The 22,559-nt window shown below is 55.0% G+C and carries 19 protein-coding genes; 2 read left to right on the top strand and 17 right to left on the bottom strand.

All coding sequences use genetic code 11. From position 1 onward, the window contains the following. Nucleotides 1-74: 74 nt before the first annotated feature. Nucleotides 75-1,535 carry an ABC-F family ATP-binding cassette domain-containing protein gene (locus AC07ZE_RS02445; protein WP_207260806.1) on the bottom strand — a complete coding sequence of 487 codons (1,461 nt, stop codon included), beginning with the start codon at nucleotides 1,533-1,535 and terminating at the stop codon, nucleotides 75-77. 2 nt (nucleotides 1,536-1,537) lie between these two features. Next, nucleotides 1,538-2,950, bottom strand: a complete 1,413-nt coding sequence (locus tag AC07ZE_RS02440) for a phenylacetate--CoA ligase family protein (RefSeq protein ID WP_207260804.1) — start codon at nucleotides 2,948-2,950, stop codon at nucleotides 1,538-1,540. 190 nt (nucleotides 2,951-3,140) lie between these two features. On the opposite strand from AC07ZE_RS02440, the gene AC07ZE_RS02435 reads away from it, so the two are divergent. Then, on the top strand, nucleotides 3,141-3,578 hold the full coding sequence (locus AC07ZE_RS02435) for a bleomycin resistance protein (protein WP_207260802.1): 438 nt from the start codon (nucleotides 3,141-3,143) through the stop codon (nucleotides 3,576-3,578). A 192-nt stretch (nucleotides 3,579-3,770) separates the two neighbouring features. On the opposite strand, the gene AC07ZE_RS02430 is transcribed toward AC07ZE_RS02435, so the two are convergent. The 3 genes from AC07ZE_RS02430 to AC07ZE_RS02420 are packed head-to-tail and all read right to left on the bottom strand — an operon-like array spanning nucleotide 3,771 to nucleotide 5,857. Further along, the gene (locus AC07ZE_RS02430) at nucleotides 3,771-4,304 is read right to left on the bottom strand and encodes an NAD(P)-dependent oxidoreductase (protein ID WP_259332001.1); all 534 of its coding nucleotides are present in this window, start codon (nucleotides 4,302-4,304) and stop codon (nucleotides 3,771-3,773) included. A 15-nt stretch (nucleotides 4,305-4,319) separates the two neighbouring features. After that, nucleotides 4,320-4,721, bottom strand: a complete 402-nt coding sequence (locus tag AC07ZE_RS02425) for a Rossmann-fold NAD(P)-binding domain-containing protein (RefSeq protein ID WP_207260798.1) — start codon at nucleotides 4,719-4,721, stop codon at nucleotides 4,320-4,322. After that, entirely contained in the window at nucleotides 4,718-5,857 is a 1,140-nt protein-coding gene (locus AC07ZE_RS02420) for an aminotransferase class I/II-fold pyridoxal phosphate-dependent enzyme (protein ID WP_207260796.1), read from the bottom strand. Before AC07ZE_RS02420 ends, AC07ZE_RS02425 begins: the two co-directional genes overlap by 4 nt. 579 nt (nucleotides 5,858-6,436) lie before the next feature. On the opposite strand from AC07ZE_RS02420, the gene AC07ZE_RS02415 reads away from it, so the two are divergent. Then, nucleotides 6,437-7,456 (top strand): RHS repeat-associated core domain-containing protein, encoded by a 1,020-nt coding sequence (locus AC07ZE_RS02415; protein WP_207260784.1) that lies wholly within the window; start codon nucleotides 6,437-6,439, stop codon nucleotides 7,454-7,456. A gap of 65 nt (nucleotides 7,457-7,521) precedes the next feature. Here the strand turns inward: AC07ZE_RS02415 and AC07ZE_RS02410 are convergent, their stop codons facing one another. The 12 genes from AC07ZE_RS02410 to hutH form a co-directional block, all read right to left on the bottom strand. Further along, on the bottom strand, nucleotides 7,522-8,256 hold the full coding sequence (locus AC07ZE_RS02410; RefSeq protein ID WP_095192263.1) for an amino acid ABC transporter ATP-binding protein: 735 nt from the start codon (nucleotides 8,254-8,256) through the stop codon (nucleotides 7,522-7,524). Next, nucleotides 8,249-9,208 (bottom strand): amino acid ABC transporter permease, encoded by a 960-nt coding sequence (locus AC07ZE_RS02405; protein WP_207260781.1) that lies wholly within the window; start codon nucleotides 9,206-9,208, stop codon nucleotides 8,249-8,251. Before AC07ZE_RS02405 ends, AC07ZE_RS02410 begins: the two co-directional genes overlap by 8 nt. Before the next feature lie 131 nt (nucleotides 9,209-9,339). Beyond that, a complete protein-coding gene (locus tag AC07ZE_RS02400) occupies nucleotides 9,340-10,137 on the bottom strand; it encodes a transporter substrate-binding domain-containing protein (RefSeq protein ID WP_095192265.1) in 798 nt (265 codons plus the stop codon). A gap of 188 nt (nucleotides 10,138-10,325) precedes the next feature. After that, a complete protein-coding gene (mdoH, locus tag AC07ZE_RS02395) occupies nucleotides 10,326-12,896 on the bottom strand; it encodes a glucans biosynthesis glucosyltransferase MdoH (RefSeq protein ID WP_207260778.1) in 2,571 nt (856 codons plus the stop codon). Beyond that, nucleotides 12,889-14,706 carry a glucan biosynthesis protein G gene (locus tag AC07ZE_RS02390; protein WP_207260775.1) on the bottom strand — a complete coding sequence of 606 codons (1,818 nt, stop codon included), beginning with the start codon at nucleotides 14,704-14,706 and terminating at the stop codon, nucleotides 12,889-12,891. The genes mdoH and AC07ZE_RS02390 overlap by 8 nt, the downstream gene beginning before the upstream one ends. Before the next feature lie 321 nt (nucleotides 14,707-15,027). Further along, nucleotides 15,028-15,465 carry a D-aminoacyl-tRNA deacylase gene (dtd, locus tag AC07ZE_RS02385; protein WP_207260772.1) on the bottom strand — a complete coding sequence of 146 codons (438 nt, stop codon included), beginning with the start codon at nucleotides 15,463-15,465 and terminating at the stop codon, nucleotides 15,028-15,030. Further along, on the bottom strand, nucleotides 15,462-16,433 hold the full coding sequence (gene pip, locus AC07ZE_RS02380; protein WP_207260757.1) for a prolyl aminopeptidase: 972 nt from the start codon (nucleotides 16,431-16,433) through the stop codon (nucleotides 15,462-15,464). The genes dtd and pip overlap by 4 nt, the downstream gene beginning before the upstream one ends. A gap of 104 nt (nucleotides 16,434-16,537) precedes the next feature. Next, complete coding sequence (locus AC07ZE_RS02375; protein WP_207260754.1) at nucleotides 16,538-17,455, bottom strand: alpha/beta hydrolase; 918 nt, start codon at nucleotides 17,453-17,455, stop codon at nucleotides 16,538-16,540. Between the two features lie 146 nt (nucleotides 17,456-17,601). Further along, complete coding sequence (locus tag AC07ZE_RS02370; RefSeq protein ID WP_207267749.1) at nucleotides 17,602-18,549, bottom strand: choline ABC transporter substrate-binding protein; 948 nt, start codon at nucleotides 18,547-18,549, stop codon at nucleotides 17,602-17,604. Between the two features lie 267 nt (nucleotides 18,550-18,816). Next, nucleotides 18,817-19,620 (bottom strand): N-formylglutamate deformylase, encoded by an 804-nt coding sequence (hutG, locus tag AC07ZE_RS02365; protein ID WP_207260751.1) that lies wholly within the window; start codon nucleotides 19,618-19,620, stop codon nucleotides 18,817-18,819. Between the two features lie 10 nt (nucleotides 19,621-19,630). After that, nucleotides 19,631-20,836 carry an imidazolonepropionase gene (gene hutI / locus AC07ZE_RS02360; RefSeq protein ID WP_207260737.1) on the bottom strand — a complete coding sequence of 402 codons (1,206 nt, stop codon included), beginning with the start codon at nucleotides 20,834-20,836 and terminating at the stop codon, nucleotides 19,631-19,633. A 101-nt stretch (nucleotides 20,837-20,937) separates the two neighbouring features. Next, nucleotides 20,938-22,476, bottom strand: a complete 1,539-nt coding sequence (gene hutH, locus AC07ZE_RS02355; RefSeq protein ID WP_207260735.1) for a histidine ammonia-lyase — start codon at nucleotides 22,474-22,476, stop codon at nucleotides 20,938-20,940. Nucleotides 22,477-22,559: the final 83 nt, after the last annotated feature.

Genomic DNA, 22,559 nt, shown 5'->3' with positions numbered 1-22,559 from the left:
CTCAAAGTACTGGCACACTATAATTCCAAGCTAATGCCGAACAGCAAGGAATAAGCCAGAATTGTTTTTGGTTTTTAATGTAACTCTGTCAGTTGCCCATTCGAAACTTCAAAAAAACGAGTACCTACGTTTTCGATGAATCGCACATCATGAGAAACAATTATTGCCGCGGAATCAACGCGTTGAATTTCACTTTCCAACAACTCTTGAGAGCTTATATCCAAATGATTGGTCGGCTCATCTAAAACCAGAAAATTTGGTGAACTCAATTGAAGTGCCAGCATGACAAGCCGTGCACGCTCACCGTAGCTAAGATGCCCAATTTTTTTTTGCGACTCCAAATAGGAAAAACCACAGGATGCGAGTTTGTTGATTACTTGTTGTTGGTCGAGCTCGAAATTAGCCGTAAAATAATCCAAAATCTGTAGATCTAGCGGTAACGAAGAAAGCTCTTGATCAATGACACCGACTTTGACTGATGGTCCAATTCGGATACAGGGCCCCGGATGCAATATCGCTTTAAGAAAAGTGCTTTTACCGCATCCATTAGCTCCAGAAATCACCAATCGGTCCCCCCTGTTGATCACCAGAGACTTAATAAAAAATAGCAATTCCCCTTCCGTTGATCGCAACAATAAATCATCAATCTGAAGAATTTTTCTAGCGCTGAACTCGTCTACCGCCAACGTGATATCTTTTTTTTGCAAAAAAGGTTTTTCGGGCATTACTGACTCAAGGCTTTTAATTTTTCGCTCTATTTTTTTTGCCTTTTGCAGCGCCTTGTCACTGTAATTATTTACGCCTAACTGACGTTGAAATTTCGCACTCTTTTTTAATCTTTGAATTTCGTTGACAGTTTCAACTCTTGTGCGCAACAACTCTTTCTCATTTTCTAGAAATAACATTCTAGACTGTGTGAAGGAAGCGTTAAAATGTGACATTGCTTTGTTATGTAAAATTAATGTACTCGTTGTTACGGAATCCAAAAAATCTCGATTATGACTCACCACAACGAATGTAGACACAACATTGCTGTCTCGAAGCAACCAAATAACCTTTTCGATATGCTCCTTATCCAGATGATTTGTTGGCTCGTCCAGCAACAAAAGATCTGGTTCCGAAAGTACCGCCCTGGCGATCATCAACATCTTTTTCCAGCCGCCGCTCAACTGGCAGAATCTCAGCGTACGGTAGCTCTTTGGAAAACCAAGTAACTCGAACACATACTCGGCTTTCCACTTATCGGAGGCACGATTTTTTAGGCAGCTCTCTAATATTTCCAACGCCGTTGAATCATCCCAGCCAGAGGAAAATCCCTGCGCTACGTATTGACAATTCAGCCATCTGGAATGACTAATGTTTCCTTCATGCTCATTCAACACTTTTGCCATGCTGCGCATTAATGAGCTCTTTCCAGAACCATTGTCACCAATAATACCTATTCTGTCTCCGCTATTTATGGAAAGGTTCAGATTCGAAAAAATTATTTTTCCGCCTAGAGATAGAGATACATTTTCCAATTTAACCAATGACATGGTCAATCCAACTCCCACTCTCGTACAATGCTTCTACGCTTGTACGATTTTTGTTCCGGGAGAGCGCCAACTTCTTGATGCAGAAGATTAACTGTATAACCGAATAATGAAGAGAACCGGATTTTCAACTGCTCTAACATTGTCGGCATATTTCTGTTTGTCTCACCATTATACTTAGTCAACAATTCTATCGTGTCTGAACTTTTCTGTACCAAACGGAACGCTTGCAGCGTCCTGTCGGTTGCAAGCAATATATCGTCCACTGCAGCAAGGAGTGATGCGCTGGGAACGAGTTTGTGCTCATGAGTACGGAAAGCATCATCTCGTCGGCCATTCACTTCTTTAAGCGAGGTACAAAAGCTACCGCAATCACAACGTGTTTGATTTTGAATTCCCTTCGCAACATCACCATGGTCATATCGGATCAATGGCATCAATTCATTACTCAGGCCTGTGCATATAACATTACCAAAGCCCTGTTCATCTTCATTCACAATCTCGAGGTATACGTTATCTTCAGCAACATGATATTGACCATGAGAACACTGTGTCGCAATCATGCCAATTTCCTCAGAACTATACTCGTCGAATATAGGAACCCCCAAGGCTTTCGAGTAATAGGCTCGTTCCAACTGCGTGCTACTTTCGGAGTTAGTTAGAATGGCCTCAACACCGCTCATTACAAATTCGGATTTATGCCGAAGTATTATAGGAAGGTAGCTCGGCAAGGTCACGACAACTTTTGGTCGCAAGAAAAGCAAGTGCTCACCCAATGGAGTGTTTGAAAGTAAATCTGGCAATTGAAACGTCCTGTACTTACCGTGCAGTGATGAAAATGCCAATCCTGCGTGATGGATCATATAAATCCAATCATGCGGTTGTAGGGGCTGTTGCAAGCATGCATTATAAAAACGCATCAGATGCAAATGCTCTAATACAATATAGTCATCATCCCTGTACACTGAAAATGGCTTACCGCTTGAGCCAGATGTTCGAGCGGTGTGCGCACTTTCAATAGCTCCCGGATCACTCACCCTAATGCTGTCATCAAAACTATTAAGAAGAGATTTAGAGACAATTGGTAGCTGTTCGAAATCGGAAAAGCTTGATATTCCTCCCTCAATATACCCGCACGCCCCATAAAGCTCCCGATAAAAGGGTACATTTTTGTACGCCTTATCAACCAGGTTACTGATTATTGACAACTGAATTCTTTTTATATCTTCTTTAGGCTTGAATAAAAATTCATTCATTGACTCCATGCTTGCCGACCACCGCTGGAGCGTTTCACCTTGAAGTCTATAATTATCAGTTGGTCGCTTGAACGCCTGCTTCGCTAATTCATCGATCAGCGTCAAATTGCCAGTCTTCAACTGCGAAGCATAGATTTCTTCTGACTTCTGAAATCCGCCCATTAGAAAACCTCCTATTTAAATAGTGAAGCCTGCCCAATACAAATAATCTGTATTTCATAGTGCGAGAATTTGGCGCTTACAAACAAACAGAAAACATCAAGATTTTTAATTAGACCTTTCCTCAAACATCGCCAATAGTGATTGCGCGTCATAACTTACGACTATTATTTTTCAAGGATGAAGATACTTCATGGTTAATTTCAACAAACTCATACCAGAACTGATCGTCTCAGACATAAAAACCAGTTTAAAATTTTATCGCAAAGTACTTGGTTTCAGTGTCGAGTACGAAAGGCCGGAAAATGGCTTTGCATTTATCTCTTATAACGGAAGCCAACTGATGTTGGAGCAAGACAATTTGGAGCCCTCACCATGGCGAGTGGAGCCTCTGGAGCAGCCCTATGGACGTGGGATGAACCTTTCAATCGATTGTCCGGATGTCGCTACGCTGGCGAAAGCAATAACCCTATCCGGGTACAAACTGCACAAGCCCATAGAAACATCATGGTATAGAGAAAATAAATCCCTTCTTGGTGAAAGTAATTTCCTTGTACTGGATCCTGACGGCTACCTGCTGCGATTTGCTCAGGCTCTAGGTTCAAAACCTGTTGCGCGTGATGAACTGTGATGCTTTATCGCAACTCACAAATTTAACGTTCAATATCCGCCGATTTTTGAAGTCTTCGCTACGGCGAGGTTCAAAAATCGGTGAATAATCAGATTTTTTATAAGTGGCTATATTAGCCTCATCTAGTTCATGGCCGATCTACAAATGCGTCAGTACAGGTGCGCTATAAGGCTACGACCGACTACGACTTGTTTATTTTATACGATCACAACCAAACTCAAGAATTCGCTCTGCTGCTTGAGCGAACAACTTATCAACGGTTTCTTTTTCTTGCGCCGCCAAGTGCGAGGTCACGATCAGACTTTTGCTGGGAAGCGCAAGCAAACCATGTGTATCATTGGACTGACCCTGGTTTTTAACCCACTCATTGTAATACCCGTCCATAAAACAGAATGCTTCAGGATTGCACAAGAGGAACTTCTTTAATGCGACAGGACAAATCACATTTGAATCAGACAGATTAAATATTTTCAACACTGATGATGCTTTTTCTAGAATCGCCTCATCAATCAAGTGGTAAGTCTCATCGCAACTCGTAACAAGAATGCATAAAACATCGACGGAGTTAGCTATATGCTCCAAAGATTCGTATCGTAGCCCAAACGAAGTCTCGAGCTCGACCTTCTGACTTCTGGACCAGTAACTAATCTTTCTGCACCCTCGCTGATGAAGCTGACGAGCCATCTCGCTACCGATGCCTCCCATGCCAACAAAACCAAAACTCAAGTCAGACAATGAACGCTAGGGTGTTTGGATCCACTGTGACCCGTCTTTCACTCGCTCCACACTTTCAAACACTTTTGCCAGGCAGGTTGTCATCATGGCCAGCGTGAACTCTACTACCGCATGGATGTTCATATGCGGGGTGTTGACTATTCGAACACCTCTTTTCGCTGCGTACTCGATGTCCACGAAACTCGCGGTGCCGGTTCCCATCACAACCAGGTTTTCCAGCCGAGTTGCGTGATCTAGAAAACGAGCAGACACATACTCAGGCCCACCCAGGATATAGTCCTGAACCTCAGGCAAGACGTCTAAAATTTGCTGTTCATCAATGGGGCATCGAATATGAATGAGTTCAAAATCTTCTGGAAATACATCATCTCCAATGGAAAAATCTCCTGTAACCAGAATTTTTCTCAACACACACTCTCCACCAAGTTCTTGTTACTCGAAGTCTTTACATCTTTAAGATTTGCCAGTGCCATCTTTAAACGCAAAATTGAAGGGCCGAATTGGTCGTCCGGTTTAAGAAGAGCAATTCGGATGCGATTATGTCCCGCGACTTGATGGCTATTCCAATAAAAGTACCTGCCTGGCAAGACTGCAACGCTGTAGGTTGCAAGATATTCAGTCAATTCAAGATCAGATAGCCCGGTTTTCTCAATATTTAGCCACATGATTGTCATCGTGGAGTCTGGTTCCAGCGCTTCGATGGTGATCATCGAATCTTTTAGCTCTGACGTCGCGATTTCGATATTTCTGGAGATGATCGACTGGATGTAAGAAAGCCCTCCTTTTTTCAGGGTCGCATCAATAAATGCGATGATCAATCTCAATGAAAAATTTGAACAACACAGGTATATCTCTTCATAAATATTACGGATATCACGCGCCAAATTTTCGCTATATGAAAGTAAGCTGGCTTTGGTATCCAATGTCGGCCACTGTTTGCCAGTGTCCTCCAGAATGATAAAGGAGCAGCCCTTTTCTATAAGTAGCGCATACTCATCTATGTCGGTCTTGTGGCAGAAGCGGAAAGAAGTGTCTAGTATCAATACCACGTCTAGCCGACTGCACAACTCGACAATGTTCGACATCGTGGCCGCATCGATAACTAAACCTGTTGGATTATTTGGGTTTACCATGAACAAAGCATCAAGCTGCTTGCTATATAGCAATTCTTCCAGCAAAGCCATGTCGGTAAGCACAACTTCAGAAATCGCTTCCAGCTCCACCTCTCTACGACGGAGCAACTGCGCGAGATTATCAAATGTGGGTTCGACAAGCCCAACTTTGTAGTTCATTGATCGAGCCCAGGCACCGACGATATCTATGCTATTGGATGCCGTCGGACATACCGAAAAATGTGTGTGCTTGCTTAAACCTTCCAGAGCGAAGTATTCTGCAAATTTGTTTTTGAAAAGCTTTTCCATCTCTGGCACGGGAGTTTCAACAGCCGAACTCCATAACAAAGGCAGTTCAGACAATACGTTACTGAAATATTTCTCCGCAGAAATATAACTGTGTCCATCTGCAAGATTATATTGTGCCGACAAGCCGAAAACCTCGAGCTCAGTCAGATTATTATGGTGACTAGAAAAAACTTTCATCTTTGATTGCGACCCCATCAGGTAGTTGGCATTCAAACAATAGCTATTCAGTTCCAGCCACTGAATCCTAATAATCTGAAATCTACATGTAAAGTTGATGGAGCCTGGTACTGTCTATCCAGATATTTCCACTACCCACCTGCCCCTTCACATCAATATTTTTAATTATTACCAACGCGATATTTTCAACAAAAATTTTCGTCCATTTGAATTTATCAATTGTCTTTTTATTTCTTAACTATTCTGACCGAGCTTATCCTCGACATATGTGACATATAGAATGTGGAATTCAACTCAAGGTATTTCCAGGTCATTCCCCATCAGTCGCATTACTTTACATGCATGCGGAAACAGTTTGCACAAGGTTATCCGGCACAGCATTCCATCATCTGCTACTCCTGATGCAAAAAAGCGAGTGGATGGCCATCTTTCGTGTGCGCGCGAGACCTATCAGATCTGATAGGTAGACATCATTCTCATTCCAGTGGAGTCTGCCTTCATAACCTGACTACCTGAAGTTGTCCTATGTCTCGCACTCCTGAAAACTTGTTAATTCACTACCATTACGATGCTCTCGACCGTTGCATCAGTTGCGTGCCCAATGGGCAGCTCCGGCAGAATCGCTTCTATCAAAACGAGCGGCTGGCTACGGAAGTCCAGGGAACCGTTGAGCAACAGATCTTCCAGTTCGAGGACGTATTACTAGCAGAACTGCATAAGGAGGGTATTCAACGGACGGCACTGCTGATGACCGATAAACAACGTTCGGTGTTACAGACTACTGACGGCGATTCGGCCTATACCCCTTACGGTCATCGCACCGTCAATGATGGATTACCCAGTCGTCTCGGTTTCAATGGCCAACGTTCGGAACCGGTCACCGAACATTACTTACTTGGAAATGGGCATCGTGATTTCAGTCCGGTACTCATGCGTTTCGCCCGTCACGACAGATTGAGCCCATTTGGAGAGGGTGGCTTGAATGGCTATGCGTATTGCGGGGGAGACCCCATCAATCGCACGGACCCCACAGGACAAACCTGGTACGGATGGGCGTGGTTTGCGAATAGCGCTTTGGGTATGGTGGACGATTACGTGATTCCCCGTGTCCCCAGGTGGCTGGCAAGGCGCATACCCGTCGTAGCAAATACCACCTTTGGCGGTGTCACCAAATCAATGGCAAAGGTCGGTGGATTTTCTGCTTCTGCACTTTATTTGGTCATGAACCGCGTGGAGGCCGCCTTCCCTCTATCACCAGTCAATGATCCGCTCTTTTACGCTTTTTTGACGACTAGTACATTCGCCACTATTAACAGCGCTGCTTATACTCTGCACCGATTGGCAGTCCGAGGAACTCGACCACTTCTGCCATCGACACTACCGCCGCTGAGACGAACCGCGTCACTACCCAACCTCAATACTCGAGGGCCAGTTTCCACCTCGATTCCAGATACATCCAATCTGAATATGCCGTTACAACAGGGTGAGTTCAAAGCTGGACCAAATAAACCTCCAAACGCCATTTCGATCCGGCAAGCCACATAGGAGTGCCTGTGCCGCAGACGACCGAGGGCCGCTTTGCGGCCCTCAAGATCGATTTGGGAGTGGGCTCACAACACCTGCCGTAAAAACGCCTGCGCCCGCGGGTCCTTCGGTGCATCGAAGAACTCCGCCGGCGAAGCATCTTCGAGCAACTTGCCGTGATCGAAGAACAGCACCCGGTCCGCCACTTCCCGGGCAAAGCCCATTTCGTGGGTGACGCAGACCATGGTCATGCCTTCCAGGGCCAGGTTTTTCATCACGTCCAGCACTTCGCCAACCATTTCCGGGTCCAGTGCCGAGGTCGGTTCGTCGAACAGCATGACCTTCGGCTCCATGGCCAGTGCGCGGGCAATCGCCACGCGTTGTTGCTGGCCGCCGGACAGGCGCGACGGAAACTCGTTGGCCTTCTGCGCAATCCCGACTTTCTCCAGCAGCGCCAGGGCCTTGGCCTCGCGCTCTTTCTTGCCGCGCTTGCGCACGACCTTCTGGGCCAGGCACAGATTCTCCAGCACAGTCATGTGCGGAAACAGGTTGAAGTGCTGGAACACCATGCCGACTTCGCGGCGATAGGCGTTCACATCGGTTTTCGGGTCGGCCAATTGCAAGCCATCGATGCTCACCGAGCCAGAATCGAACGCTTCCAGGCCATTGAGGCAGCGCAGGAAGGTCGATTTACCAGAACCGGACGGACCGATCACCACCAGCACTTCGCCCTTGGCTACATGGGTGGACACGTTATCCACCGCGCGCACCACCTGGCCGCGGGTGTCGAAGACTTTTACCAGATCGCGGACTTCAATCACTTTGCGCGAGCCTCCGCTCAAGCCGGCCGGCGATTTTCGACAGCGGCAGGTTGATCAACAAATACAGTCCGGCAACGCAGAACAGGATTTCGAACGGCGAAAACGACGTGGTGATGACTTCACGACCGCTTTTGAGCAGTTCGGTAATCGCGATCACCGACACCAGCGAGGTGTCTTTCACCAGACTGATGAACTGCCCGGCCAGCGGCGGCAGCACACGCTTGAAGGCTTGCGGCAGGACCACGTGACGCATCGACTGGCCGGCGCTCAAACCCAGGGAGCGCGCGGCTTCGTTCTGGCCACGGGCAATCGACTGCACGCCGGAGCGGATGATTTCAGCTACGTAAGCGCCGGTGAACAGTGACAGCGCGGCAATCCCGGCGAATTCCCGGGACAGGTTCATCACCGTACCGATGAAGAAATAGAAAATGAAGATCTGTACCAGCAGCGGCGTGCCGCGCACCAGTTCGACGTAAATGGTCGAGAGGTCGCGCAGGGTCGGGTTGTTCGACAGCCGGCACAGGCCGGTGGCGAGGCCGATCAGCAGACCGAGCACGCCAGACACCACGGACAACCACAAGGTCGTCCAAAGCCCCCACATCAATGGCCCTGCGGCCCAATGGCGGGTTACGCCGATCACATCGCCTTCAGCCACATCATCGCCCTGGGCGACTTGCAGGCTGTTTTCGTCAACGGTCAGGTGTTGCTCGTCGCCCGCGTCGTTGCGCAAGGTGATTTCAACCGTGTCGCCCTTGCGCACCAGTTCGCTGACGGTGGAGATGTCGGCGGCGCGCTGGGACTCTTCGGCGTGGTAGGCGAAGTACTGCGGCACACGGTTCCAGCGCCATTCGTAGGACATCAGCGAGGTGGCGTAATACAGCGCGCCGGCCAGGCCGATCAGCACCAGCACGGTCAATACGTGCCAGGGCCATTGGGCTTTTCTTTGTTTCATTGAGTGTTCCGGAATTTGTATTGCCTTGGAGGCCGTCATCGCCAGCAGGCTGGCTCCCACAGAGGAATGCATTTCATTGTGGGAGCCAGCCTGCTGGCGATTGGGCGTGACGCGGTCTATCTGACCGGGCCTTACTCCATGTCCTTGAGCCACTCGGTGCTCTTGAACCACTTGTCATGGATGCGATCGTAGGTGCCGTCTTCGTGGATCTGGTGCAGGAAGTTGTTGATGAAGTTGAGGCTGTCGTAGTCACCCTTCTTCAGACCGAAGGCCAGAGGTTCGTAGGTGAACGGTTTGTCGAGGAACACCAGTTTGCCGTTACCCACCTTGTTCAGCGCCACAACGTTGTAAGGCGCGTCGTAGATAAAGGCATCAGCCTTGCCGTTGACCACGTCGAGCACGGCTTCCTGCTCATTGTCGTAGCCGTGGTACTTGGCTTTGGAGATCAGCTTTTTGGCGACCATTTCGCCGGTGGTGCCGAGCTTGGAAGTGATGCGGTAATCGGCAGTGTTCAGGTCTTTGTAGGACTTGATGGTGCCTTCCAGCTCCTTGCGGATCAGCAGCGTCTGGCCGACCACAATGAAGGGGTCGCTGAAGTTCAGGCGCAGGTTGCGCTCCTGGGTCAGGGTCATGCCGCTGCCGATCATGTCGAACTTGTCGGTCAGGAGGGCCGGGATAATGCCGTCGTAACCGGTGGACACCAGCTCCAGCTTGACACCCATGGCCTTGGTCATGGCCTTGAGGATGTCGACTTCGAAGCCGATGATCTCGCCGCGTTTGTTGGTCATTTCGAACGGCATGTAGGTCGGATCCATGCCGACCTTCAATGTGCCGCGCTTGACCGCGTCATCAATGGCACCGGCCTGCGCCGCGCTGACTGCAACCAATGCCGTGACGCCGACCAACAGCATCGACAGATACTTCTTCATCTTCAAGTCCCCAAAACCATTGCGTTTGCGGCGCGAAATCGACAGTTTTCCAGTGAAAACCGATAGATACGGACACAAAACGGTCCGGGCGCACCAATTCGGGGACGGATGCTAACGCACTCGCTCGATTGCACAAGGGTTTAGGCGGGATTTTGGACAATAAAAAACCCGCTTTCGCGGGTTTTTTATCATGCCATCTGAGGCTGTACGCTCAGCGGCCTGAGCGGCAGCAGCGGTGCATGGGGATCGGCCTTGACCGACTTGCGCCATGCGCCCAGCCACTCGGCGTGACCTTCGTTCCAGACCTGATCATGCAGGCGGGCCAATGCCACCGGGTCGCTCAGCAACTGCACACGCTCGTTGTTGGTCAGGCCTTCCGGCCCGACCTTCATCGCGTGGCGTACCCGCTCTACCCGCAACCATTCGATTGGCTCTGCCTCGCGGTGACGGGAGGTCGCCAGCGAACACGCCAGGGCGTTCTGCTGTGGATCGACCACCGAACGGATGAAGCCGTCGTTCAGTGCGTGCCAGCGGTTTTCGTGGGTGTACTGGTCGGTCGCCAATAACGCCTGCGGCGGATTGTATTCCTCGGGGATGAGGAACAGGCTCTCGTCACGGGACTTGAGGCCCAGGCCGACACGACTGGAAATGACCGATACCGGGATCGACAGCATCAACGAACCGACGATCGGCACCAACCACCACAGGAAGCTCGGGTTCAGCCAAATCACCAGCAAGGCCCAGAAGAAGCCCAGCAAGGTTTGCGGACCGTGGCGCTTGACCGCTTCGCTCCATGGCGTGGAGTCATCGTCACGCTGCGGCGAGTTCCAGGTCGCGGCCCAGCCCAGGAACGCGGCGAGGACGAAACGGGTGTGGAAAATCATCCGCACCGGCGCCAACAGCATGGAGAACAGCATCTCCAGCAGCATCGACAACGTCACCTTGAACTTGCCACCGAACTCTTTCGCGCCCTTGGCCCAGATCAGGATGATGCTCAACAGCTTCGGCAGGAACAGCAGCACAATCGTGGTCGAGAACAGCGCAATTGCCTTGTCCGGGTGCCATTGTGGCCACAGAGGGTAAAGCTGGCGCGGTTCGAGGAAGTACTGCGGCTCCATCAGCGTGTTGACCGCCAGCAGCGCGGTCGACAACACAAGGAAGAAGAACCACAGCGGTGCCGACAGGTAAGACATCACGCCGGTCAGGAACACCGCACGGTGCACCGGGTGCATGCCCTTGACCAGGAACAGCCGGAAGTTCATCAGGTTGCCGTGACACCAGCGACGGTCTCGCTTGAGCTCGTCCAGCAAGTTCGGCGGGAGCTCTTCATAGCTGCCCGGCAAGTCGTAGGCAATCCACACACCCCAACCGGCACGGCGCATCAGCGCGGCTTCTACGAAGTCATGGGACAGGATCGCACCGGCAAACGCGCCTTTACCGGGCAGCGGCGCCAGGGCGCAGTGCTCGATGAACGGCTTCATGCGAATGATCGCGTTGTGGCCCCAGTAGTGCGATTCGCCCAACTGCCAGAAATGCAGACCGGCGGTGAACAGTGGACCGTACACCCGGGTAGCGAACTGCTGCATGCGCGCATACAAGGTGTCCATGCCCGACGCTCGCGGCGCGGTCTGTATGATCCCGGCATCCGGCGTGGCTTCCATCAGACGCACCAGACTGGTCAGGCACTCGCCACTCATCACGGAGTCAGCGTCGAGTACGACCATGTATTTGTAATCACCACCCCAGCGCCGGCAGAAGTCGTCGAGGTTGCCGCTTTTACGTTTTACGCGACGACGGCGGCGGCGATAGAAAATTTTGCCGAAGCCCTTGGCTTCGCGGCAGACGTCCAGCCAGGCCTGCTGCTCGGCAACGCAGATATCGGCGTCGTTACTGTCGCTGAGGACGAAGAAGTCGAAACGATCCAGGTCACCCGTGGCCGCGACCGACTCGAACGTCGCGCGCAGACCGGCGAACACCCGCGGCACGTCTTCGTTACAGATCGGCATCACCAGTGCAGTGCGCGCGTCCTTCGGAATCGGCTCATTACCGGCGCTTTTGCCGGAAATGCGGTATTTGTCGTGGCCGGTGAGCAACTCGAGGAAGCCCATCAGCGCCGTCCAGAAACCGGCCGAAACCCAGCAGAACAGAATCCCGAACAGGATCAGGATGCTGGTCTGCAACGCATACGGCAGCACTTGCGTGGCGGTTTGCAGGAGCGGTTGGTGCAGGACCTCTTCGAGGTCGACGAACGACCAGCCCTGATACGGCATGATGCCTTTCATGTACCAGCCGGCGACGATGGTCTGGCCGAGCATCAGCACCAGCAGGATGTAACGGCGGATCGAACCGACGGTGCGCCAGCGTGCCGCCGGAAGTACGTTTTCGTCTTTCGGCGGTTTGGGCGGATTGGTCCGGCCGGTCAGGCGCCGCCAGCCGCGCACCAGAATGTTGGTACGCCATGGCTCCGGCACAACCTTGGTCCGGCGAATCGGTGGGGTTGCCTTGAGGCAGACCCGACCGCTGGCGTCGAGGGCCAGCATTTCGGCGTCCTGCAATTCTTCGGCGGTGCTGAGTGTCAGGCGCTTGCCGACCGAAGCCTGGGCGGCCTCGGTCGGCGCGTCGAACGTCGAAGACGACAGACGCTCATGCAGTTCACTGAAGGACCTGCAGCCCGCGAGTTCCGCGCGCTGCTGGTCGGTCATCGGCAGATGCGCCAGATACTCGGAAAGCGTCTCTGGCTGTACTTGAGAATTACTCATCGGCAGGCAACTGATAGCTCCAGGTCTCGGTCAGGACTTCTTCAGTCGATGCCGATTCCGGTGTGGCTGGGGCCGCGTCGGCAGCAGCAGGCTGCTTGGCGTCATTGTTGTTCGCCTTGTCCTTGGCAGCTGCGACTGGCTTGGCTTCGGCCTGCTTGGCCTCGGCGGCCTTCGCTTCCTTGTCCGCTTTCTCCGCTTGCTTGGCAGCCACCTTGTCGGCCTTGGCAACGGAAGAGGTGGACGCAGGAATCGAAGTCTTGGCCAGATCGGCAGGCACGATGTTCTGCACCAGTGCAGCCCGCATCTCGGTGGACTTGCTCGGGTCCTTGATCTTCATGCGCAGGGTCAGGCGCCAGCCCTTTGTTTCAGGGTTGTAGCGCACGCTGTTTTCGACCAGTTCGGCGTTTTCGCCGACGCTGACCTGACTGCGCACATCGGTGTCCGGTGCCAATGCCGCCAGGGACGGACCTTCGAAGTCCACCAGATAAGCAACGCTGCCGTCCGGCTGACGAATCAGGTTGGACTGTTTGACGTCACCAGTGGATTTCAGCGTCTGACTGACCCAGGCACTGTCTGGTGCGTGCAGCGCCGCTTCGTCCATGGTCCAGTGCATGCGATAGGCGAAGTCCAGCGGCTGGCCTGGCTCCGGCATTTTTTCCGGGCTCCAGAAAGCCACGATATTGTCGTTGGTTTCGTCGGCGGTCGGAATCTCGACCAGATCGACGGTGCCCTTGCCCCAGTCGCCTTTCGGTTCGATCCAGGCGCTTGGACGCTTGTCGTAGCGGTCGTCGAGGTCTTCGTAGTGGCTGAAGTCACGGCCGCGTTGCAGCAAGCCGAAGCCACGCGGGTTCTCGACCGAGAAGTTGCTCACCGCCAGGTGTTTCGGGTTGTTCAGCGGACGCCAGATCCACTCGCCGTTGCCGGCATGGATCGCCAGGCCGCTCGAATCGTGCAGTTCGCGACGATAGTTGAGGATTTTCGACGGCTGGTTGGCGCCGAACAGGAACATGCTGGTCAGTGGTGCGATACCCAGTTTGCCGACCTTGTCGCGCAGGAACATCTGCGCCTTGACGTCGACAATGGTGTCGCTACCCGGACGCAGGGTCAGACGATAAGCACCGGTCGCCCGTGGAGAATCCAACAGCGCGAAGATCACCAGGTGCTTGTCGCCCGGCTTCGGCTGTTCGATCCAGAACTCGCGAAAACGCGGGAATTCTTCACCGGACGGCAACGCGGTATCGATCGCCATGCCGCGAGCGGACAAGCCATAGACGTGCCCCTTGCCGACCACGCGGAAGTAACTCGCGCCGAGCATGGTCATGATTTCGTCTTGCTTGTCAGCCTTGTTGACGGGGTACAGCACGCGGAAGCCGGCGTAGCCCAGTTGTTCGGTGGCTTTGGGGTCGAACTTGACGTCACCGAAATCGAAACGACTTGGGTCGTATTTGATCTCTTCGACGGTGTTCGCGGTAATTTCGTTGATTTTTACCGGCGTATCGAAGTGCATGCCCTGGTGATAAAAGGACAGCTTGAATGGGGTCTTCTGGTCCGCCCATTCGGCTTTTTCCGTCAGAAAACGAATTTTCTGATAATCGGCGAACTTCATTTCGCGGAATTCGGTCGGCAGGTTACTGCGCGGCGCTTCGTACTTCTGAGCGGCCAGCTCTTTTGCCTTGGCCGACACATCATCCAGATTGAATGCCCAAAGCTGGCCCGCGCTGAGCAGGCAGAGCATTGCCGAGCCCGCTACCAGAGCGCTACGTAACCGTTTGGCAGACAATTTTGGTGCGTTACAGGGACTAACAATCACGAGCAACCCTCGCCGAAAACAGATCAAAAAACCAACGGCCAGTTAAAGGGTCTGTACGGTGTCCGGTGTGAAAAACCCGGCCTTGCAGACCACTCTTGCCAAGTTGGCGAGCATTGTTCCGACTCCGATGGGGCGAAATGATTCCCCAAACGGTTCAGGACAAGTCTCTACCTAAGTCAAAATGGACCAACGAACGCTGATCCCCGTAGCGCGCGATTATCTAGTAGGCCGCGTTACAACGCATCAGGGGTAACAAAGTATTTATCGGGAAAAACGCCTGTTTTCAGTCGAAAAGCGCTTAAAAAGATGTTTCAAGCGCTTTCAGGTCTGTAACAGGAAGGTTACCGGGCCATCATTGACCAGGTGCACCTGCATATCCGCGCCGAATCTACCTGATGCCACAGTGCCATGCACCTGTTTCGCTTTATCTAATAGATAGTCGAATAGCTCCTCGCCCAAGGCCGGGGGGGCCGCGGTCGAGAAACTCGGGCGCAACCCGCTCTTGGTGTCGGCGGCCAGGGTGAACTGCGAGACCAGCAACAACCCGCCGCCCACATCCGACAGGGACAGATTCATCTTGCCCTCTGCGTCGCTGAACACCCGATAGTTAAGCAGCTTATTGAGAAGTTTGTCGGCGCTGGCCCGGGTGTCCTCGGGCTCAACGGCCACCAGCACCAGCAAGCCCTGGTCGACCGCACCCACTACCTGCCCCGCCACCTCGACTCGCGCGCCACGCACGCGCTGCAGCAGCCCTTTCATGCTTCGTCGGGAGCCAGATCGAGCAAGCGGCGCGCCATCCTATCGGCAGCACGCACCAATGCGTCGGTAATCCCGGGTTCAGCGGCGGCATGGCCAGCGTCACGGATGATTTGCAGTTCGCTGTTCGGCCAGGCCTGGTGCAGCTCCCAGGCGTTATCCAGCGGGCAAATCACGTCATAGCGACCATGGATGATCACGCCGGGCAAATGAGCGATTTTGCCCATGTCGCGAATCAACTGATTGGCCTCAAGGAACGCATTGTTGGTGAAGTAGTGGCATTCGATGCGAGCAATGGACAGCGCGCGCTGGGGTTCGGAAAAACGATCGACCACCAATGGGTTCGGCCGAAGGGTCGCGGTCCGGCCTTCCCACGTGGACCAGGCTTTGGCCGCGTGCATCTGAGCGATCTGATCGTTGCCGGTCAGGCGTTTGTGGAAGGCGGTGAGCAAATCGCCACGCTCGTCCAACGGGATCGGGGCGATATAGTCCTGCCAGTAATCGGGGAACAACCGGCTGGCGCCAGCCTGATAAAACCACTCGATTTCTTGCGGACGGCAGAGAAAAATGCCGCGCAGGATCAGACCGTGTACACGCTCCGGGTGGGTTTGCGCGTAGGCCAGCGCCAGGGTCGATCCCCAGGAACCGCCGAACAGTACCCACTTGTCGATGCCCAAGTGCTCGCGGATTCGCTCAAGGTCGGCGACCAGATCCCAGGTGGTGTTGTTTTCCAGACTGGCGTGGGGCGTGGAGCGACCGCAACCACGCTGGTCGAACGTCACGATTCGGTAAAGGTTGGGATCGAAGTAGCAGCGGCTCGCCGCATCGCACCCGGCGCCGGGGCCGCCGTGTATGAAAACCACCGGCAATCCTTCCGGTGAACCGCTTTCGTCGACATACAGCGTGTGAGTCTCGTCGACGGCCAGATCGTGCCGGGCGTGAGGTTTGATCTGCGGGTACAAAGTCTGCATTGCGCGCTCCGTAAGGGGTCGAGGTCATCCCTGGGGGGACTTCTATTATTCTGCCGTCCGGCATCATAAACCCGAATTACGCCAATGAGCATGCCCTTGCAGAGTCAGAGTTTTGCCGCCAGAAAATCAATCAATGTTTGATACAGCGCATCGACCTCGGCCGCCTGCCCTCGCGCCCGTAGACAGCCATGAACCAGTCCACTGCCGTAGTACAGCGTCGTGGGCACGCCGGCGGCGTTGAGTCGTTCGGCATACTGCACGCCGTCATCGCGCAGCGGGTCGAACTGCGCCACGGCGATCCAGGCCGGTGGCAATCCGCTTACATCCCCGGCCAGCAGCGGCATCGCGTAAGCGCCCGGTTTTGGCGTGCCACGCAGATACAACGCCTGATAACAATCCAGGTCGCTGCTGCCGAGCAACGGGGCGTCAGCGCATTCGCTGCGTGACGGTAACCGGTGATCACCACCGAGTCCCGGATAAATCAGGACTTGCGCGCATGGCATCGGCTCGCCGGTATCACGTAGCGCCAGGCACAACGCAGCAGCAAGATTGCCGCCGGCGCTGTCACCGGCCACCAACGTGCGCTCAGGATCCAGCCGAAACGGCCCGCCACGCAACGCCCGCCAGACAGCCAGGCAGTCATCGAACGCCGCCGGAAACGGGTGCTCCGGCGCCAGGCGGTAATCGACGGCAATCACTAATACACCAAGTGTTGAGGCCAGCTCGGCGCAGATGAAATCGTGGGAGTCCAGATCCCCCACCACCCACCCGCCACCGTGCAGGTATACGACGCAGGGCACACCGCCAGCAGAGGGTGAATCCGGAGGTTGATACGAGCGAACGCAGACACCCGCCAACTCGAAATCGACCACGTACAGCCCGGCCGGCCGGGGTGGCGTGAACGCCCGGCACATCTCGCTATAGGCCTGGCGCAATCCTTCCAGACTGGTTTCGGTGCTGTTGAAGCTGACGGTTTTCTCTACGAAAGCCTGCATTTGTTCAGAAAGCGGGTAAGGAGCCATAAACCTGGTGCCCGTTTAGGGGAAATATAGGGGGCCTGACCCTGTGCGAGCGAGCCTGCTCGCGAAGGCGGTGTGTCAGACAACATCCATTTTGGCTGGCATACCCCTTCGCGAGCTGGCTCGTTCCCACAGGTTTGCGGTTGCCGTCAGTTTTTCAAACTGGCCTGAACCGTGGCCACGCCGTCCTTGCCATCAAAACTGCTGACACCGGCCAGCCAGCGCTGCAAATCCTGCGGATGCTCGCGTAGCCATTTTCTGGCGACATCCTGGGGTGTCTGGCGCTCCATGATCGGCACCATCAACTGGCTTTCCTGGGCGGCGGTGAAGGTCAGGTTTTCCAACAAGCGATAGACGTTCGGGCAACGTTCGGCGTAGTCGGGGGCGGTTACGGTAGAAACGGTCGCCGCGCCCTCGTTCGGCCCATAGACGTCTTCACTGCCGGTCAGGTACGCGATGTTCATGTTGATGTTCATCGGGTGCGGGGTCCAGCCGACAAACACCACGAATTCCTTGCGGTTCACGGCCCGTTGCACCGCGGCGAGCATGCCAGCCTCACCGGACTCGATCAATTTGAAGTCCTTGAGGCCGAAGTGATTGGTCTCGATCATGGTTTTGATCGTGGTGTTGGCGCCGCTGCCCGGTTCGATGCCGTAGATCTTCCCGCCGAGCTGATCCTTGAACTTTGCGATGTCGGCGAAGGTTTTCAGGCCGGCAGCCGCCACGTAATCAGGGACCGCGAGGGTCGCCTGGGCATCGGCCAGGCTTGGCCGGTCCATGACCTTGACCTGACTGGCGGCCAGGAACGGCGCGATGTTCTTGTCCATCGCCGGTTTCCAGTAACCGAGGAAGATGTCCAGGCGCTTGTCGCGGATACCGGCAAAGATGATTTGCTGCACGGCGCTGGTTTGCTTGCTTTCATAACCGAGGCCATTGAGCAGCACGTCGGCCATGCCGCTGGTGGCGATCACGTCGGTCCAGTTGACCACGCCCATGCGCACGGCCTTGCAGGAAGGGTCGTCAGCGGCCAGGACGCTGGCGCTCAGAAAAGCAGTGCCGCAGAGGATTGAGAGACAGCGGGTGAACAGACCTTTGATGCTTGTCATGGGGAGCATTCTCGTGCGGCAGCGGATTATTGTCGGGCCGGTGTCTTTGTGCACCGTGCCGGAAACATTACGCAGCAGACGAGCGGTAAAAGCGACCTGTGGCGACCGTGTTTTGCACGGTGGCGACTGTCAGCACGCACGAATCTGTGGCGAGACAAAATACCTGTGGGAGCGGGCTTGCTCGCGAAGGCGGTGTGTCAGTCAATACATATGTTGATTGATCTACCGTTTTCGCGAGCAAGCCCGCTCCCACAGGGGTTATGCGTTGTAGTGCTTTTTGCCCCAGGCCAACAAGCCCTGCAGCAACTCCTTGAGCACCACCCGCGTCGGCCCCGCCAGATCCGCGCGATAACGGAATGGCTCGAACTCTTCCATATACGTGCACTGGCCCAGCTCCAGTTGCACCGCATGAATGTTTTCCGCCGGATTGCCGTAATGCCGGGTGATATGCCCGCCCTTGAAGCGCCCGTTCAGCACATGACTGTAGCCCGGGTGCCCGGCGCAGATCGCTTCCAGCTGCGAAGCCAACTGCGGATCGCAACTGGCGCCGTTGAAGGTGCCGAGGTTGAAGTCAGGCAGTTTGCCGTCGAAAAGGTGCGGGATCACCGAGCGGATCGAGTGCGCGTCAAACAGCAGCGCATAGCCGAACTCGGCTTTGAGACGCGCCAGTTCCTGCTGCAAGGTGCTGTGGTAGGGCGTCCAGATCTGCTCCAGATAAGTCGCGCGCTCGGCTTTCGAAGGCTCCAGACCTTCGCGAAACAACGGCACGCCGTCAAACAGTGTCGCCGGGTACAGACCGGTGGTGGCGCCCACGTACAACGGCTTGTCGTCGGACGGCCGATTCAGGTCGATGACAAACCGCGAATACTCGGCGGCCAGGGTGCTGGCGCCCAGTTCAGCGGCGAAATCGTACAGCTGCGGGATGTGCCAGTCGGTGTCCGGCAGGCTTTTCGCCTGGGGGATCAACCCGGCTTCGACCGCCGGGGTCAGACGTACACCGGCGTGAGGCATGCTGATCAGCAGCGGCACGTGGCCTTGTTTGAAGTTCAGAACCTTATCCACAACTGCTCTCCTACACGCTCGTTTCGACGCCGTGACGCACGACGCGTTTTTCAAGATCGCCGCCCAGCCAGTACGACAGGTCGGCTGGACGCTCGATTTGCCAGGCGACGAAATCCGCCACTTTGCCGGCCTCGATCGAACCGTGGGTATCGGCCATGCCCAGTGCCGTAGCCGCATGGATCGTCGCGCCTGCGAGGGCTTCTTCCGGGGTCATGCGAAAACAGGTGCAAGCCATGTTCAGCATCAAGCGCAACGACAGCGCCGGCGAGGTACCGGGATTGAGGTCGCTGGCGATGGCGATTTTCACGCCGTGCTTGCGCAGGGCATCCATCGGCGGCAATTGGGTTTCGCGCAGGAAATAGAAGGCGCCCGGCAGCAGCACTGCCACGGTGCCAGACTCGGCCATGGCGATGGCGTCTTCTTCTGTCATGAATTCCAGATGATCAGCGGACAGTGCGTGATAACGCGCCGCCAGGCTGGAACCGTGCAAGGACGACAACTGCTCGGCGTGCAGCTTCACCCGCAAGCCCAGTTTCTGTGCAGTGATAAACACGCGCTCGACCTGCGCAGGCGAAAACGCCAGGTATTCGCAGAACGCGTCGACCGCATCCACCAGCCCTTCGGCGGCCAAGGCCGGGAGCATTTCAGAGCAGATGTGTTCGATGTAGTCGTCGGCGCGTTCTGCATACTCCGGCGGCAAGGCGTGAGCGGCCAGGCAGGTGCTGCGCACGCTGATCGGCAGTTCGGCACCGAGACGACGGGCGACTCGAAGCATCTTGCGTTCGTTGGCCAGGTCGAGGCCGTAGCCGGATTTGATTTCGACGCTGGTGACGCCGTCACGCATCAGGCTTTTCAGGCGCTTGGCGGCGCTGGCAAACAATTCGTCTTCGCTCGCGGCACGGGTGGCGCGTACGGTACTGGCGATACCACCGCCGCTTGCGGCGATTTGCGCGTAGCTGACACCTTGCAGGCGCTGCTCGAACTCACCGCTGCGATTACCGCCAAACACCGTGTGGGTGTGGCAGTCGATCAGGCCCGGCGTGACCCAGGTCCCTTTCAAATCATTGACCGCCGGGTATTCGCCGCACGGCAGTTCACTGCGCGGGCCGACCCACTCGATGTGCGCACCGGACGTCACAATGGCCGCATCCTCGATGATCGAGTAGACGCCTTGCGCCATGGTTGCGACGTGGCAGTGTTGCCAGAGGGTTTTCATCCCTTAGTCTCCACAGTAGTCAAAATCGAATCGCCAGCAGGCTGGCTCCCACAGAGGTACGCATTGCAACTGTGGGAGCCAGCCTGCTGGCGATGAGTCCATCACAGGCTAGGTAAAAGCTTGGTAGTGATCAGCTCATTCAGGCAACGCGAAGCCAACAACTCGCTGGCGGCATTGATGTCCGGCGCGAAGAAACGGTCCTTCTCATAGAACGGTACTTCCTTACGCAGAATCGCCCGAGCCTGTTCCAGTTTCGGCGAGGTCTTCAGACCGTTGCGCAGATCCAGGCCCTGAGCCGCCGCCAGCCACTCCACAGCCAGAATGCCACGGGTGTTTTCAGCCATTTCCCACAGGCGCTTGCCGGCAGCCGGAGCCATGGACACGTGGTCTTCCTGATTGGCGGACGTCGGCAGACTGTCTACCGAATGTGGGTGAGACAGCGCCTTGTTTTCGCTGGCCAGAGCGGCCGCAGTCACCTGGGCGATCATGAAACCGGAGTTCACGCCACCATTAGCCACCAGGAACGGCGGCAGTTGTGACATGTGTTTGTCCATCATCAGCGAAATGCGGCGTTCGCTCAGGGAACCGATTTCAGCAATGGCCAGCGCCATGTTGTCAGCGGCCATGGCCACCGGTTCGGCGTGGAAGTTACCGCCGGAAATCACGTCACCTTCAGCGGCGAATACCAGCGGGTTGTCGGAGACCGCGTTGGCTTCGACAGCCAGCACTTCGGCAGCCTGACGGAACTGGGTCAGACAGGCGCCCATGACTTGCGGCTGGCACCGCAGGGAGTACGGATCCTGGACCTTTTCGCAGTTCTCGTGAGAATCAGAGACTTCACTGCGCTCGCCCAGCAGATCGCGGTAAGCGGCGGCGGCATCAATCTGGCCTTTCTGGCCACGGGCGGCGTGGATACGTGCGTCGAATGGCGAACGCGAACCGAGTACCGCTTCGACAGACAGACCACCCAGGGCCAGGGCACCGGCGAACAGGTCTTCACCTTCGAACAGTCCGCGCAGGGCAAACGCGGTGGACACCTGCGTGCCGTTGAGCAATGCCAGACCTTCCTTCGCGGCCAGGGTCAATGGTTTCAGGCCAGCGACTTTCAGGGCTTCGGTGGCTTCCATCCACTCGCCCTTGTAGCGAGCCTTGCCTTCACCCAGCAGCACCAGCGACATGTGCGCCAGTGGCGCCAGGTCGCCCGAAGCACCGACCGAACCTTTAAGCGGAATGTGCGGGTAAACCTCGGCGTTGATCAAGGCGATCAGCGCGTCGATCACGACGCGGCGAATACCCGAGAAGCCACGGCTCAAGCTGTTGACCTTGAGCACCATGACCAGGCGCACCAGTGCGTCGCTGATCGGCTCGCCGACACCAGCGGCGTGGGACAGCACCAGCGAGCGCTGCAGGTTTTCCAGGTCTTCGCTGGCGATGCGAGTCGACGCCAGGAGGCCGAAACCGGTGTTGATGCCGTAAGCGGTGCGGTTTTCGGCGAGGATTTGTTCCACGCAGGCGACGCTGGCTTCGATCTGGGCCGAAGCGCTGTGGTCGAGGGTCAGTTTCACCGGCTGCTGATAAACATCACGCAGTTGGGCAAGGGTCAGTTGGCCGGGAATCAAATTAAGCGCAGTCACATTCATTCTCCTTTTGAGAGTTTTTATTAACTACCAGACGCTCCGGAAGTATCCGTTGTCCGTCGCTTCCCGCCTTTTTGAGGAGGGCT

The sequence above is a fragment of the Pseudomonas sp. GW101-3H06 genome (assembly GCF_059424605.1).
This window is presented reverse-complemented; position numbering and strand designations above follow the sequence as displayed.